The following is a 15,229-nucleotide window of genomic DNA, read 5'->3' as shown; positions in this document are numbered from 1 at the left end:
ATTATTCGATAGGATCGTGCCATGCAGTCGCACCGTGTGGTCGTCCTGGCGCTGGATGGCGTGTACCCGTTCGAGCTCGGGATTCCGAACCGGGTGTTCGGTACCGCCGATGGGCGGTACGAGGTGGTCACCTGCTCGCTGGACGGTCAGCCCGTGCGCACCAATTCCGACTTCGACATCGCGGTCGCCTACGACGCGAGCGCGCTGAAAACCGCTGACACCGTGGTCATCCCACCCTGCGATGTCGTCCCGATCCTCGAAAACGGCCTACCGCAAGCCGTTTCGGATGCGCTGGCGTTGATCCGGCCCGGTGCGCGACTGGTGTCCATCTGCACCGGCGCGATCGTCGTCGCGGCCGCCGGACTGCTCGACGACCGGCCCGCCACGACCCACTGGAATTTCGCGGAGCGTTTCCGTCGGCACTACCCGAAGGTCCAGGTGGACCCGAACGTCCTCTACGTCGACGATGGCGACATCCTCACCTCGGCGGGTGCGACCGCGGGAGTGGACCTGTGCCTGCACCTGATTCGCACCGACCACGGCAGTGAAGTCGCCAATACGGTGGCTCGGCGCTGCGTCGTCCCACCCTGGCGCGAAGGCGGCCAAGCCCAATTCATCGAACAGCCCGTCCCGCCACCCACCGCCGCAGGCACCGCCACCGCCCGCCAATGGGCTTTGGAGAATCTGCACCATCCCGTCACCATGTCCGACCTGGCCGACCAGGCCCGCATGAGCGGCCGCACCTTCGCCCGCCGCTTCCGAGACGAGGTAGGCATGAGCCCCGGCCGTTGGCTGATTCAACAACGAGTCTTCCGAGCCCGCGAACTACTCGAAACGACAGACCTCCCGGTAGACAGAATCGCCACAGAGGTCGGCTTCGCGACGGGCACTTCTCTACGCCAACATCTCCATGAGGCAATCGGGGTATCCCCTCTGACCTACAGAAGAACCTTCAAATCCGCCGAAAAAATGTAGTAAAAGGTGATCCGTGCAGTCCGTGGGCCGGTACGTGAGTAACGGCTCCCAACCTGGCGTCAGCCCAAGTCCGGTAGGGCAGGCGACGCAACCACACTTCCGGTACCTGCACCCCGCGAGCAATCCCGTTGCCAGCCATGCACGCAAGTAGTCTTCCCCCGTGTTACACGGCCTCGAGCATCTGAATCACATGTTGTGCCGAGCCCGAATCCGAGCCCATTGTTCGCGCCGCTGAGCGGGTGTCGCATAGACATGTAGAATCTCGGTCATCGCATTGACCGCATTCCCCGGATCCCACACCGACCCATGAGGTTCCGCATCCGGCACCCCACCGGCAGTAACCGGTGGCACCCACTCGGTCGGAAACAGGTACTTCACACCCTCGGGAGCGGTAGTAACCGAATCCCCCGACGGTGAACGCCATTCGACCCGCCGGTCAGAATGATGAGAAACCCGCCAACCATTCCGTCGATTATCCGCGAGCGTCTTGAGCCGATGATGCCGCCGACACCGCGCACCCAAATTCGATTCGGTAGTGTGCCCCCCGGCTTCAGGATCCCTGTGATCGAACCGATCCTGATGGTCGAGATCTGTAGCAGCAGCCGGAACCTGACACCCAGGCGCCCGGCAAGTCCCGTCCAACGCACGCGCGCGAGCCGCAACCCGGGCCGAAGGCCGGTACCGCAATTCCTGCCCCGCACAATCAGTCTCGCCGATCAGCTGGAACCGGGCATAGCGGGCGACCTGCCGAGCCAGATCGGGGTCGATCGCACCGAGCCCCGCCAGCAGCGCCGGATTGTCCCGCATCCCCGCCAGCGTCTCCGCCGAGACACCCACCTGCACAAGCGCTTTGCGAGCCGGGGGAGTGGCAGCATCAATCGCGGCCTGAGGGCAATCCGCCCGCCCGCACTGGCAGGTGAGCCGCCCCGAACCGTCAGCAAGCGCTACCAGAGCATCAGCCCGGCGCTGCGTCGTAGTCCGCGGATCCTTCCCACACACCTGCCCCGACGCCATCTCCCGCAAGCGCTCGTACAGCGCCTGCCCACCGGCAGCGGGCAGCACCGCATCCACCACAGCCGTCCCATTGTCAGCAGCGCGGACATCCACATACCGATCCGCCTCGGCCGCCTTGCGCCGCAACGCCTGCCCCTCCGGATCCGCTTCCAAAAGCCACCGCCGCGCAGTCCGCCGCAGCCGAGCCGGATCCGCCTTCTCGCCATAAGCGGCAACCTTCGGCTCCAGCCGCGCAAGCACGTCTTCAGACGCATTGGTCAGCGTCTGGCTGATAGCCCGAACCCGCGACAAATCAATCCGCCCCGCCGCGAACGCCTCCCGCGTGGCCGGATACCGATGCTCCAACCCGAGCCCGATCCCAATCAGCTCATCCGCAGACCGCTGCGACACCTTGAGCGCCATCCCGATCTCGGTAGCGGCATCCTCCCCGGCATACAGCTGCCCGACGCCAAGTTCGAGCTGCTCCGCACGCCGAATCCGATACAGCCGCGTCATCAATGCGACCTCTTCGGCCTGCAATGCGGCAATCTCCGAGTGCACCGCACGAAGCCGCTCAACCACCGCATTGGCAGCAAGCAGGTCATCAGCGATTTCACCCATAACATCGATCATACTTTCGAAACCTTCGACACAACACCACGATCAAAGCAACACGCTGTGTAAACCTCTAGCTACCAATAAATCTCGGTCCTGTCGGACGCTCTCGCTACCGTTGATCCAGCGACAGGGAGGGCGCGAACCATGGGGTATTCAGTCACCTGGATAGCCGTGCGGGGAAAGGACTCCGACACGGTCTGCCGTGAGCTGGGCCTGCACCGCACAGGCGAGCTCAGTCCCTATGAGAAACAGCCCTTTTCGGCCGCCACCAACCACGACGGCTGGTACGTCGTCGACGACGCGGGCGAGACCCTCGACGAACTCACCGACCTCCCCGCGCTGTCGGCAGGCTGCGAGGTGCTGCGGTTCGGGATGCGTCGATCCTCTCCGCCCGAGTGGCGGAGGTGCTCCGCGACCTGCCCGCCGAAGCAGCCTTGGACGAGCCCACCGGCGAGGACCGCCGCCCCGACGAAATCGATCACCAGAGATTCGGCGAACTCGAAGACCACACCATGGTCTCGCGCGGCCAACAGCTCACCTACCCCGCCCAGGTCGATGTCATGCTCGCCTGGTTCCGCGCGTGGATGACAGTCCATCTCCCAGACCTCTTCGCCCCCACCACAGCCCCCGAAGCCTTCCTCGCGGCCGCCCGAAAGCCCAACCGCCACGGCCGAATCCCCGCCGCCCGAGTGCGAGCCATCATCGTCTGGGCGCTGCTCAACGGCCACACCAACGCGGCCGCCGCCCTCATGTCCTGGTACCTACGCCCCTACCGCCGACTCGGCCTAGGCCGCTTCGGCCTCGACCCCACCGACTCCCACACCCGCGCCCTGGCCTTCGACCAAGCCGTACGCGCCAAATTCCCCGCCTACGCCGCCAAGCGCGACTGAACCTGTCCGGGTCATCCGGTCAGCCCGGGGTCACCTCGGTGTGGGCGAGTTGGTGGAGGACCAGGTCGAGGAAGGCGTCTACTTCCTCGCGGTTGTAGGAGGGGGTGCCCTCGGGGGCTAGGTGGAAGGTGGTTTCTTGGATGTCTTTGGCGGTCAGGCCGTTGGGGCCGTGGTGGGCGAGGGTGGCGGCGAGGCGGTCGAGGAAGGCGCCTACCTCGTCGGCCTGGTAGCCGGGGAAGCCGTAGGGGGGAGCGGAGAAGTGGATGTGGAGGACGTCGTCCGGGGTGAGGGGTTCGTTGGGGCGGCCGGCCGGGGTGCGGGGGCGGCCGTGGCGTAGGTGTTCGAGATCGACGCAGAGGCGGTCGAGGAAGTCGTCGACCTGGTCGATGTCGTAGCCGCGGCGGCCGGGTGGGGGCGCGTCGAATTCGACGAGTCGGATGTCGGCGATGGTGAGGTGGTCGCGGCCGGCCATGGTGTCGGCGATGCGCGCGCAGAAGGCGTCCACCTGGTCGGGGTGGTAGCCGGGGTGCCCGAACGGGGCGGGGCCGAACCGGGTGCGGCGGACGTCCTCTGGGGTCACGCGCGTCATTGTGCCAATGGGCTCATGTCCGAATTACCTCCGCCCCTTCAGGATCCGGCCGCATCGGACAAACGGGTCTGTTTGCACCGGGGGCGCGCGCAGCCCGCTAGTGCTTGCGCACCCCATCGATCAGCAGATGCCGAATCGCATGGCTGAGATCGTCGACCGCCCCCGCGTCCGGCGTCCGAATCCCGTGCAGAATCGCGGCCAACAGCATCCCAGTCACCGCCCGGGCCGTGTTCACGGTATCGAGGTCCGCACGCAGATAACCCCGTTCGACCCCGTGCTCGAGATATCCCGCCGTCAACGCGTCCGCGGTATCGAGCAGCCCGTAGAGCCGCATGGTCAGCTCCGCATCGATCCCCGTCGCCTGGAACAGCAGCAGCTGCGCCACCCGCTGATCCTCGAGGAAGATCCGATTCAACGCGTCGCCGATCCGGTCCACCTGCGCCCGGTACTCCTCGAGACTGTCCGCCGCGTCGGGCGCGTTGTCGGTCCCCAGCGACTCGATGATCCGCGCCGCCAGATCATCGATGACGTGGTCGATGATGTCGCGCTTGTTCGTGAAGTACCGGTAGAACGTCCCGTGCCCGATGCCCAGCTCACCGGCGATATCGGCGATGCCGGTGGCGTGATAGCCCTTCTCGGCGAAGCAGGCGAACGCGGTGTCGATGATCTCCTTCCGGAGCTCGGCCTTGCGCCGTTCGATTCTCGAGGATGGCTTCGTCACAGGGGCGATGATACGGTGATCACAAGCGGAATGATGTGTCATTCCCTGACATCTTCATCACTCTTTGCAGGGAGGTTCGTCGTGGCACCTCAGTACGACGCCATCGTGGTCGGTGCGGGTTTCGGCGGTATGGGCGCGGGCATCGAGCTGGATCGGCTCGGCCTGAGCAATTTCGTCATCCTGGAGCGCGAGGACGATCTGGGCGGCACCTGGCATGTGAACCACTACCCGGGCCTGGCGGTCGACATCGCCTCGGTCACCTACTCGTACTCCTTCGAGCCCAACCCGTACTGGTCGCGCCTGTTCGCGCCGGGCGCGGAGCTCAAGAAGTACGCCGCGCACGTCGCCGACAAGTACGACCTGCGCCGCCGCATGCGCTTCAACACCGTCGTCGGCGGCGCGCGCTGGGACGAGGAGCAGCAGCACTGGGTGGTCTCGATCGAGAACGGCGAATCGCTGACCGCGCGGTACCTGATGGCCGCCACCGGCTTCCTGTCCCAGCCCTACACCCCGCCGTTCCCGGGTATCGACACGTTCGCGGGCAAGATAATCCACACCACCGCGTGGGACAACGACTTCGACCTCACCGGCAAGAAGGCCGCCATCATCGGCACTGGCGCGACGGCCGTGCAGCTGATTCCCGAGGTGGCCAAGAAGGCACAGGCGCTCACCGTCTTCCAGCGCACCCCGATCTGGGTGGTCCCCAAGGTCGACGCGCCGATCCCGCCCGCCGTGCAGAACCTGTTCGCGCGAGTCCCCTTGACGCAGAAGGCCGCTCGGCTCGTCAACACCTCCATGCTGGAGGCGCTGATGGTCGTGGGCGTGCTGCACTTCAAGCAGGCCAAGCCGCTCAACCGGGCGGCCGGTGTGCTCGCCAAGGCGCATCTGCGGGCGTCGGTGCGCGACAAGGAGATTCGCAAGAAGCTGACGCCGGATTACGATTTCGGCTGTAAGCGGCCCACGTTCTCGAATACGTATTTCAAGACGTTCAACGAGCCGCATGTCCGCCTGGAAACGAATTCCATCGACCACATCGAAGCCGACGGCATCGTTACAGCTGACGGCCACAAGACCGAGATCGACACCCTGATCCTGGCCACCGGCTTCAACCTCTGGGACGTCAATTTCCCCGCCATCGAGATCATCGGCCGCGACGGCCGCAATCTCGGAAAGTTCTGGCGCGACAACCGTTTCCAGGCCTACGAGGGCATCACCGTCCCGAAGTTCCCCAACTTCGTCAGCCTCAACAGCCCGTATTCCTACAGCGGCCTGTCCTACTTCACCACCATCGAGGCGCAGATGAAGCACATGGCGCGCCTGTTCGGTGAGATGTTCCGGCGCGGCGAAGAGGTCTTCGAGGTGACCGAGCGCGCCAATACCGAATTCCTGGACCGCGTCACCGAAAAACTGGGCGCGTCCGTGTTCTACGGCGGCCAGTGCGCGACCGCGCGCAGCTACTATTTCAACCAGCACGGCGAGGCGGCCTTGCTGCGCCCGACCAGCACCCTGAACGCGCATCGCGAGGCGTCCAACTTCCCGCTCGACGACTACACCTACGGGGTGCGGTCCGCCTGAGTGGGACTGCGCGGTCGGCATAGTCGGCGGTCGACCGCGCAGCTCTCAGGGTCTACTGGCAGACTGTGTGGGAAACGCACCCATCCGACCATTGACTAGGGGCTGACTTCGACGATGGACCTTCTGCTGCCGCTGCTGCTGGTTGCTCTGCTCATCCCGATGTTCCTCGGCGTCCGCCGCCAGAAGCGGGAGATGGCCAAGGTGACGGATATGCAGGACAGCCTGAAAGTCGGCGACCGCGTCGTCACCACGTCGGGACTGTTCGGCACCGTGGTCGAACTCGATGAGACCAGCGTCGATCTGGAGATCGCCGAGGAAGTCGTCACCACTTGGCTGCGGGCGTCGATCCGCGAGGTGCGCAATGAGGATGACGCCGCCGAGCAGACCACGGTCGAGGAGACCACCGAGGTCGTCTTCGACAACGAGGTCGACGCAGCTGACGCGCCGAAGCTGACCAAAGACTGATACCGCCCCGCGCCATCGCGCTGCTCGAGCAATCCGGCAGCCCGGTGGCGCTGCGGTGTGTACCCACACGTTCGAACATCGACCCGCCTAGGAGATAAGTACTGTGCCACCTTCCCAGGGAACGGCGCATCCGCTGCGCCTGCTCGGCGTCTACGCCGCGCTGGTGGCCTTGTTGTTCGGCCTGATCTTCTTCACCGGCGACAAGCACCACACCCCGAAGCTCGGCATCGATCTGCAGGGCGGAACCCGCGTCACCCTGACGCCGCGTACCCCCGACGGCGGCAAGCCCAGTCAGGACAGCCTCAAGCAGGCACAGAGCATTATCGAGAAGCGCGTCAACGGTCTGGGCGTCGCCGGGTCGGAGGTCGTCATCGATGGCGACAACCTGGTGATCACGGTCCCGGGTGACGATGGCGCGCAGGCGAAGTCGCTGGCCACCACCGCGAAGCTGTACGTGCGTCCGGTGCTGAACGTGACCACGCCGCAGGTCGGCAAGCAGGCTCCGCAGCAACCCGCGGCCGGTCAGCCCACGACCCCGCCCGCGACCGACACCGCGGCCCCGACCGCCACGCCGACCAGCGAGGCTCCGGCCCCGACCACCGAGGCGCCGCAGAACCGGGTGTTCCCCGCGCAGGCCCCGACCACGCCGACCCCCGCGCCGGGCGGCCAGAGCCCGCAGCAGCAGACTCAGGCCGAGATCGCCGCCGCGAAGGCGTTGCGGCAGAGCACCGATCAGGCGGTCCAGTTGCAGGCCATGGCGAGCATGGATTGCAGCAAGCCGGATCCGTTGCAGGGCAATGACGATCCGAACCTGCCGCTGGTCACCTGCAGCACCGACGGCAACGAGGTGTACCTGCTGGACAAGTCCAAACTGGACGGCCAGGAGATCAAGGACGCGACCGGCACCCTGGATCAGCGGCAGGGCCGCTGGGTGGTGAACGTCGAGTTCAAGTCGAGCGGTTCGGACGCCTGGGGCAACTTGACCAACGAGTACGTCGGCAAGCAGCTGGCCTTCGCCCTCGACACGAAGGTCGTGAGCGCGCCGCGCGTGGAGTCCGGCGGCCAGTTCGGCGGCAGCACCCAGATTTCGGGCAACTTCAACGGCACGACCGCCAAGGAACTCGCGAACTCGCTGAAGTACGGTTCGCTGCCGCTGTCGTTCGCCACCTCCGAGGCGGAGACGGTGTCGGCCACCCTGGGTCTGTCCTCGCTGCGCGCGGGTCTGATCGCGGGTGCCATCGGTCTGGTGGCGGTGCTGCTGTACTGCCTGCTCTACTACCGCATGCTCGGCTTCCTGGCCGGATTCTCGCTGCTCGCGGCCGGTGTGGCGGTGTACGCGCTGATCGTGCTGCTCGGCAGGTGGATCAACTTCACCCTCGATCTGGCCGGTATCGCCGGTCTGATCATCGGTATCGGTATGACGGCGGACTCGTTCGTGGTCTTCTTCGAACGCATCAAGGACCAGATGCGCGAGGGCCGCAGTTTCCGTTCCGCGGTGCCCCGCGGTTGGCAGCGCGCGCAGCGCACCAACCTCTCCGGTAAGACGGTGTCGCTCATCGCCTCCGCGGTGCTGTACGTGCTGGCCGCCGGTCAGGTGAAGGGCTTCGCCTTCACCCTCGGTCTGACCACCGTGCTCGACGTCATCGTGCTGTACCTGGTGACCGCGCCGCTGATGATGCTGGTCTCGCGCTCGCCGTTCTGGGCGAAGCCGTCGGTGAACGGCCTGGGCGCTATTGCAGAGCTCGCACAGGAACGCAAGGCCGCGGCCGGTGTCCTGGTGAAGGAGGCGTGATCATGGCCAAGTCCTCTCCCATCGCGGTGGATCCCGACAACGAACTCGATTACGAGGAAACGGTTTCGGGCCGCAAGCACAGCCTGTTCGAGCGGCTGTACACCGGCACCGGCGGTTTCGAGATCGTCGGCAAGCGCAAGGTGTACTACGGCATCGCCGCGGTGCTCATCGCGATCGCCGCGCTGAGCATGGGGCTCAAGGGATTCACCCTGGGCATCGATTTCGCGGGCGGTTCGCGCATCCAGCTGCCCGCCGCCGCGGACGTCACCACCTCGAAGGTGGACGAGGTCTACCGGACCGTGATCGGCCACGACCCGGTGACCACGCAGAAGGTGGGCTCGGGTTCCTCGGCCACCATTCAGGTCCGGTCGGATTCGTTGTCGACCGACCAGGCCGACAAGCTGCAGAGCGCGCTGTTCGACGCCTTCCATCCGAAGGATTCGAGCGGCCAGCCCAGCCGCAATGCCATCAGCATCGCTCAGATCAGTGAGACCTGGGGTAGTCAGGTGACGCACAAGGCGTTGCTGGCACTGGTGGTGTTCGTCGTGCTGACCATGGCCTATATCGCGATTCGCTTCGAACGCGATATGTCGATCGCGGCGATCGGCTCGCTGTTCTTCAATCTCGTTGTGACCGCGGGCATCTACTCGCTGGTCGGTTTCGAGGTGACGCCCGCGGCGGTCATCGGTCTGCTCACGATTCTGGGCTATGTGCTCTACGACAACGTGGTCGTCTTCGACAAGGTCGAGGAGAACACGCGCGGGGTGCTGCATCTGAGCAAACACACCTACGCCGAGCGGGCGAATCTGGCCGCCAATCAGACGCTGATGCGGTCCATCAACACCACCGTCATCGGCATTCTGCCGATCATCGGCATGCTGGTGATCGCGGTGTGGCTGCTGGGTGTGGGCACGCTCAAGGATCTGGCGCTGGTGCAGCTGGTCGGCATGATCGTGGGTGGCTACTCGTCGATCTTCTTCGCCGTGCCGATCCTGGTGTCGATCAAGGAGCGCTGGGGTCCGGTGTCCGCGCACACCAAGAAGGTGCTGGCCAAGCGCTCGGGCGCGGGCAAGGCGCGCGTCGGTGCGGCGGCGGCCGCGCGGGCGGGTTCCGCGACCCGGGGCTTCGAAACCGTCGGTCCGCGTTCGAGCTCGGGCGCGCCGCGTCCCGGTGCCCGGCCGAGTGGGAAACGACAGAAGCGACGGCACTGAGCGCGGGGGGCGACGGTGAAGCACGAACGCAAGGTCTTGCGCAGAACCGCGGTTCTCCTGGTCTCGGGCACCCTCGCCGCCGGTGCGGTGGCGGGATGCTCATCGAAGAACCAGGTGCCCTCCATCGGCTACGGTGTGGACGCGGTCATCGCGAGCTACAACGGCAGCAGCACCCTCGGCGCGAACAGCGGTGCGGCCGCGGTGTTCTCGCGGGTGCTGACCGGGTTCTTCTACACCGGCCCCGACGGGCAGCCGGTGGCCGACACCGATGTGGGCACCGCCAAGGAGGTGCCCGGCGACACGCAGACCATCCAGTACCGGCTCAACCCGGAGGGCACCTACTCCGACGGTATCCAGACCTCCTGTGACGATCTGGTGCTGACCTGGGCGGCGCGCAGCGGCCGGTTCACCAAAGCCGGTCCGGGCGGGCCGGTTCCGCTGTTCGACGCGGCCAGCACCGACGGATATCGCGATATCGAGCGGGTGGACTGCCAGCCCGGGTCCAAGGACGCCACCGTGGTGTTCCGGCCGGGCAAGCACTATTCGTCGTGGAAGTCGCTGTTCAACGCGGCCGAGATGATGCCCGCGCACGTGGTCGCCAGCCAGGTGAAGGTGCCGAACGTGGTGACCCCGGTGCAGACCGGTGATCAGCCCACGCTCGAGCGGATCGCCGACTTCTGGAACAACGGCTGGAAGCTGACCCCCGGCAAGCTGGATCTGACGGTGCTGCCCTCCTCGGGGCCGTACCGGGTCGACTCGTTCAGCGACAAGGACGGCCTGGTCCTGGTCAAGAACGAGAAGTGGTGGGGCAATCAGCCCAAGACGCCGCGAATCGTGGTGTGGGACCGGCATTCCGATCTGAAGTCGAAGTTGTCGGACAACTCCATCGGCGTGTTGGACGTGGGCGCGGGCTCGCTGGGTGAGGTGAGCCTGGGCGGATTCCACAAGCAGAATCTGCCCGGCCGCGGGGTCGAGCAGCTGGTGCTCGGCGGTGCCGGAGTGTTCGGGTCGCCGGACGCGCGCAAGGCGTTCGCGCTGTGCGTGCCGCGGCAGGCGCTGTTCGACAAGTTCGGGCACCCGGAGTACGACGTCAAACTCGGGCTGGGCGCGGGCGTGCTGAATTCGCGGACCGTGCAACAGGATTCGCTGTACTACCCGGCCATCGCGGGCGCGGGGGACAAGTACAAGGGCGGGGACGCGACGGCCTCGCAGGCGGCGCAGTCGTCCGGGATCGGGAATCAGACGGTCCGGATCGGGTACGTCAAGCCCGATGAGCGGCGCGCGGCCATGGTGTCGGCCATCGCGGACGCGTGCAAGTCGGCGGGTATCACCGTGGTCGACGCGGGCGCACCGGATTTCACCGCCGCGCAGCTGACCGACGGCAAGGTGGACGCCATCCTGGGCGGCACCGCAGGCATGCCCGGCCCCTCCGGCACCCTGCTCGCGACCGACGCCATCGGCGCGCTGCGCACCGGCGCGGGTCTGAATTACGGCCGCTGGGGCAATGGCCGCTACGATGCCATCGCGGATCAGCTTGCGGCCGAGGACAACTCGACCACCGTGCTGAATCTGCTCAACGAGCAGGAGAACCTGCTCTGGGGTGAGATGCCCTCGATTCCGCTGTTCGCCAGTCCGCGCACCATCGCGTTCGGCGACGGCATGGAGAACGGCATCGCCAGCCCTACCCGGGCAGGTGCGGGCTGGAACATGGATCGCTGGGTTTTGAAACGGTGAACGCCGTGGCGGCGTGGTGGACGAGGAGTGGGTGTCGATGAGCAAGCACGAGATGTTGGAGACGGCGGAAGTGGCGGGAGAACGGGCCGCGAAGGCCGAGGAAGCGGTGCGGCGGCTGACCCGCTGGCACGATGATTTTCCGACGCCGGGCGTGCGATTCGCCGATCTGACACCGGTGTTCGCGGACGCCGACGGATTCCGGGCGGTGCTGGACTGCTTCGCGGCGTGCGCGCCGGACGCGGATCTGGTGGCGGGTGTCGACGCGCGCGGGTTCCTGCTGGGCGCGGGAGCCGCGGCGATCCTCGGGACCGGTGTGGTGGCGGTGCGCAAGGCCGGGAAGCTGCCGCCGCCGGTGCATTCTCGCGAGTACACGCTCGAATACGGTTCTGCGGCATTGGAAATCCCCGCGGACGGTGTCAACCTAGCCGGGCGCAAGGTCCTTTTGCTGGATGACGTGCTGGCCACCGGCGGCACCCTCGCAGCCGCGGCCGAGCTGTTCACCGCCGCCGGAGCCGAGGTGGTCGCGGCGGCGGTGGTGCTCGAGCTGAGCTTCCTGGAAGGCCGTGGGCGGCAGGGCGACTACCCGGTGACGTCCATCGTCAAGCTCTGACCTACTTGCCCGCGCCGATGGCCTGACCGACCAGCGCCTGCACGGCGGTGGGCAGGATCTCCCCGAGGGTCTGCCAGAAACGCGGTTCGGCCAGGATCAGGGTCGGATCGGTGATCGTGCAACCCTCGGGGGCGGGCACGCCATCGAGCCGGTCACGCAGCCAGCCGAACGCGCCCGGCAGTTGTCCGGCGAAGCCGGAGATGTGCTCGGCCACCAGTTCCCGCTCGTAGACGACGCTGGGCGCGCCCTCGCCGCAGTACTTGTCGACCAGGCGGTCGACGCCGGCGTTGGGCAGGATCTCGTCGTACTGGGCGTGATAGATGTAGATCGGCATCGACGGGGTGCGCTGGCCGAGGGAGTTCTCGGCCAGGAAGCGCTGCACCGCAGGGTGTTGCAGCGGGTCACCCTGATAGCCGAAGGCACCGAGGTAGTCGTAGAACGGCACCAGCGCCGTGCCCGTCGGGTGGCAGAGCAGCTGCTTGGAGGCGAGCAGCAACTGGGTCACCGGGTCGACCACATTGTCGCGCAGCATGTCCCGGACCTCCGGGTACTCGCCGGCGATACCGGCGAACACACCCATGACCAGCCCGGTGTAGAGGCCGCGGTTGTTGTGCCTCAGCGCCGTCGGATAGTCGGCGGCCGCGATGCCACCGGCCGCGACACCGGCGATATTCAGTTCCGGCGCATAGTCTTTCGCGATCTCGGCGGCGAAGGACGAGGGTACGGTGCCGCCCGAATATCCCCACAGGGCGGTCGGCGTCGCGGTGCCGGAAAGCTGTGCGGGGGAGAAGCTTTCGGCCGCGCGGATGCCGTCCAGGGTGGCCTGCGCATTGAGTTTCGACGTGCCGTAGGACGAATGCGGGCCCTCGTAGTCGGGGATCACCACCGTCCAACCCTGGCCCACACCGGCGGCGATGGGGATCATCGTCTCGGCGGCGTTCACGTAGTCCAAAGGCAATGCGCCGGACTGGATCACGTAGGAGGGCGCGCAATACTGCGCCGCGCTGTCCTCGGCGATCTGATACGACAGCAGCTTGCGCCCGCCCTCGGGTGCGGGCCCGCGCGGCACCAGCACCGTGGTGACCGTCGAAATGGCCGCGCCGAAGCTGTTGGTGGTGCGATACGACAGCTGCCAGGCGTCGATGTTCAGCTGCACGAACCCGAAGTACGCCGGATTGATCCGCCGCGCCCGCAGGATCTCACCCGGCCGCGCGGCGGCCACCTGTCCGGCCGGGGGCGAATAGAAGTCGTCGACCTCGGGCGGCAGGGTGACCGCCGGAGGTGGTTCCACCGCAATGTCCTTGGTCTCCTCGGCGTACGCGGTGGCCTGCACCGCCAGCAGTAGCGCGGCGGCCGCGCCCGCCGCGAGCAACCGTCCCCATCCATGACCGCTCATCGGATCTTCTTTCCTCCGCCACGACAGTGTGGGCTAAACCGTCTCAGACGAAGCCGGTCGGGGTCTCTGTGCGCGGGATCAGGGTTGCCGGGCCGGATTTGTTCCGGTGACAAGGGTCGAGGTCTTGATCGCGGCTATCGGCCCTGTTGGATTCGTTTGCCGTGCGAAGGGATTCGGTCGCGGCCACAATGTGCCGGTGGACTCCGTCACCGACTTTCTGGCCGCGCACCTAGCCGAGGCCGCCCGCGAAATGATGGCGGCGGTGGTGCGCAGCGTGCCGGACTACGAGCAACTGCCGCGGGAGACCATCGAGCGCGACCTGGTGCACCGCGCCGAGGACAATCTGCGACTGTTCGTTCGGCTGCTGGGGGAGGGGCGCGAACCCCGGGCGGCGGATCTGGACGGGATGATCGAGGTCGCGGTGCGCCGGGCGCGCGAGGGGATTCCGCTCGACGCGGTGCTGTCGGTGTATCACCAAGGGGCGCTGGCGGCCTGGAACTTCCTGGCGGCGCAGGCGAGCACGCCGGGGGAACGCGACGAATTGCTGCGCGCGGTGCCGCAGTTGCTGCGGTATCTGGGCATCGTGATTCCCGGCGTGGCGGGGTCGTATCTGCACGAGCGGCAGGACCTGCACTGGGAGCAGCGGGAGGCGAAACGGGCGCTGGCGCAGGCGCTGTTGCAGGGCAAGCCCGCGGAGCTGCTGGCCGAGCGGTTCGGGATCCCGCTCGGGGGTCATCACGTGGTCGCCTTGCGGACCGCCGAGGCGGAGGGGGTGCGGCCCGCCATGCGGGTGATACACGGGGAGATCGACGCGCTCTCGCCGCACGCGCTGACCGTGCTGGATCGAGCCGGGGGCTGGGTGTTGGTGCCCGTGAGTGAACCGGTCGGCCGGCTGGATGCCACGGTGGCGCGGATCGCCGCCGCGGCCGGTGCGCGCGTGATCGCGGGAACCGCCACCGCGGCAACGGTTTCGGAGATTCCGGTGCGGGCCGAGGAGGCGGGGGAGATCGCCCGGCTCGCGCTCGGATTAGGACGGCCGACCGGTGTGTACTGGATGGCCGACCTGGCACTGCAGTACCAGTTCGCTCGGCCCGGACCCGCCCGCGCCTGGCTGCTCGGCCTGCTCGCGCCGCTCGCCGACCATCAGCATCTGATGGAAGCGTTGCGGGCCTACCTCGCCCACGACCACAATCGCGTCGCCGCCGCGGAGTCGCTGGTCGTGCACCGCAATACGCTGAACTATCGCTTGAATCGGATCGCCGCCCTGACCGGGTACGACCCCGGTCGGTCCGAACACACGCCGCTGTTCGCCGCGGCTCTCACCGCGTTGGATCTGTCCGCCAGTTCGCCTAGCGAACAATGACGCGGGCGATGAAGCCGGTCACGATCAGCCAGAAGACCGCGGCCAGGCCGTAATCGAGGATGATGTCGAAGTTCGGGCTGCCGGTGTGGAACAACCCGGGGAAGAACAGCGCCAGCGGTTCCGCCAATCCCTTGATGAAGATGAAGAACTTGTTCGACTGATCCGCGTTGAGGATCAGCATCAGAATGTACACGCCCTCGATGAGGGCGAACAGCGCGCCGACGCCGCTGATGATGCGAGCGGCGTGGACTTCGTTGCGGGCCACGTACGGCATAGGGAAGGGGTGCCCGCTCCCGG

General features: G+C 66.7%; 14 protein-coding genes. 9 read left to right on the top strand and 5 right to left on the bottom strand.

What is annotated here, in order from left to right:
* Nucleotides 1-21 precede the first annotated feature (21 nt).
* Nucleotides 22-975, top strand: a complete 954-nt coding sequence (locus VMT65_RS10945) for a GlxA family transcriptional regulator (protein WP_326307968.1) — start codon at nucleotides 22-24, stop codon at nucleotides 973-975.
* Nucleotides 976-1,161: 186 nt separating this feature from the next.
* Here the strand turns inward: VMT65_RS10945 and VMT65_RS10940 are convergent, their stop codons facing one another.
* Nucleotides 1,162-2,601, bottom strand: a complete 1,440-nt coding sequence (locus VMT65_RS10940) for an HNH endonuclease signature motif containing protein (RefSeq protein WP_326307967.1) — start codon at nucleotides 2,599-2,601, stop codon at nucleotides 1,162-1,164.
* 380 nt (nucleotides 2,602-2,981) lie between these two features.
* Here VMT65_RS10940 and VMT65_RS10935 point away from each other — a divergent pair, with 380 nt between their 5' ends.
* Complete coding sequence (locus VMT65_RS10935; protein ID WP_326307966.1) at nucleotides 2,982-3,476, top strand: hypothetical protein; 495 nt, start codon at nucleotides 2,982-2,984, stop codon at nucleotides 3,474-3,476.
* Nucleotides 3,477-3,495: 19 nt separating this feature from the next.
* Here VMT65_RS10935 and VMT65_RS10930 read toward each other — a convergent pair whose 3' ends face one another.
* Together VMT65_RS10930 and VMT65_RS10925 are read right to left on the bottom strand one after the other, a co-directional pair.
* Nucleotides 3,496-4,065, bottom strand: a complete 570-nt coding sequence (locus VMT65_RS10930) for a DivIVA domain-containing protein (RefSeq protein WP_326307965.1) — start codon at nucleotides 4,063-4,065, stop codon at nucleotides 3,496-3,498.
* Between the two features lie 97 nt (nucleotides 4,066-4,162).
* Nucleotides 4,163-4,828 (bottom strand): TetR/AcrR family transcriptional regulator, encoded by a 666-nt coding sequence (locus VMT65_RS10925; RefSeq protein WP_326307964.1) that lies wholly within the window; start codon nucleotides 4,826-4,828, stop codon nucleotides 4,163-4,165.
* A 39-nt stretch (nucleotides 4,829-4,867) separates the two neighbouring features.
* On the opposite strand from VMT65_RS10925, the gene VMT65_RS10920 reads away from it, so the two are divergent.
* The 6 genes from VMT65_RS10920 (at nucleotide 4,868) to VMT65_RS10895 (ending at nucleotide 12,173) form a co-directional block, all read left to right on the top strand.
* A complete protein-coding gene (locus VMT65_RS10920) occupies nucleotides 4,868-6,361 on the top strand; it encodes a flavin-containing monooxygenase (RefSeq protein WP_326307963.1) in 1,494 nt (497 codons plus the stop codon).
* A gap of 114 nt (nucleotides 6,362-6,475) precedes the next feature.
* Nucleotides 6,476-6,826 (top strand): preprotein translocase subunit YajC, encoded by a 351-nt coding sequence (yajC, locus tag VMT65_RS10915; protein WP_326307962.1) that lies wholly within the window; start codon nucleotides 6,476-6,478, stop codon nucleotides 6,824-6,826.
* 103 nt (nucleotides 6,827-6,929) lie between these two features.
* Complete coding sequence (secD, locus tag VMT65_RS10910; RefSeq protein ID WP_326307961.1) at nucleotides 6,930-8,618, top strand: protein translocase subunit SecD; 1,689 nt, start codon at nucleotides 6,930-6,932, stop codon at nucleotides 8,616-8,618.
* 2 nt (nucleotides 8,619-8,620) lie between these two features.
* Entirely contained in the window at nucleotides 8,621-9,829 is a 1,209-nt protein-coding gene (secF, locus tag VMT65_RS10905; RefSeq protein WP_326307960.1) for a protein translocase subunit SecF, read from the top strand.
* A gap of 15 nt (nucleotides 9,830-9,844) precedes the next feature.
* On the top strand, nucleotides 9,845-11,563 hold the full coding sequence (locus VMT65_RS10900; protein WP_326307959.1) for an ABC transporter substrate-binding protein: 1,719 nt from the start codon (nucleotides 9,845-9,847) through the stop codon (nucleotides 11,561-11,563).
* A 37-nt stretch (nucleotides 11,564-11,600) separates the two neighbouring features.
* A complete protein-coding gene (locus tag VMT65_RS10895; RefSeq protein WP_326307958.1) occupies nucleotides 11,601-12,173 on the top strand; it encodes an adenine phosphoribosyltransferase in 573 nt (190 codons plus the stop codon).
* Between the two features lies 1 nt (nucleotide 12,174).
* Here the strand turns inward: VMT65_RS10895 and VMT65_RS10890 are convergent, their stop codons facing one another.
* The gene (locus VMT65_RS10890) at nucleotides 12,175-13,569 is read right to left on the bottom strand and encodes a lipase family protein (RefSeq protein ID WP_326307957.1); all 1,395 of its coding nucleotides are present in this window, start codon (nucleotides 13,567-13,569) and stop codon (nucleotides 12,175-12,177) included.
* Between the two features lie 196 nt (nucleotides 13,570-13,765).
* Here VMT65_RS10890 and VMT65_RS10885 point away from each other — a divergent pair, with 196 nt between their 5' ends.
* Nucleotides 13,766-14,932: a PucR family transcriptional regulator gene (locus VMT65_RS10885; protein ID WP_326307956.1), complete on the top strand. Its 1,167-nt coding sequence runs from the start codon at nucleotides 13,766-13,768 to the stop codon at nucleotides 14,930-14,932.
* On the opposite strand, the gene VMT65_RS10880 is transcribed toward VMT65_RS10885, so the two are convergent.
* Nucleotides 14,919-15,206 (bottom strand): hypothetical protein, encoded by a 288-nt coding sequence (locus VMT65_RS10880; RefSeq protein WP_326307955.1) that lies wholly within the window; start codon nucleotides 15,204-15,206, stop codon nucleotides 14,919-14,921. The genes VMT65_RS10885 and VMT65_RS10880 overlap by 14 nt on opposite strands.
* Between the last annotated feature and the right edge of the window lie 23 nt (nucleotides 15,207-15,229).

The organism is Nocardia sp. CDC153 (assembly GCF_035818515.1).
Lineage (GTDB): Bacteria > Actinomycetota > Actinomycetes > Mycobacteriales > Mycobacteriaceae > Nocardia.
This window is presented reverse-complemented; position numbering and strand designations above follow the sequence as displayed.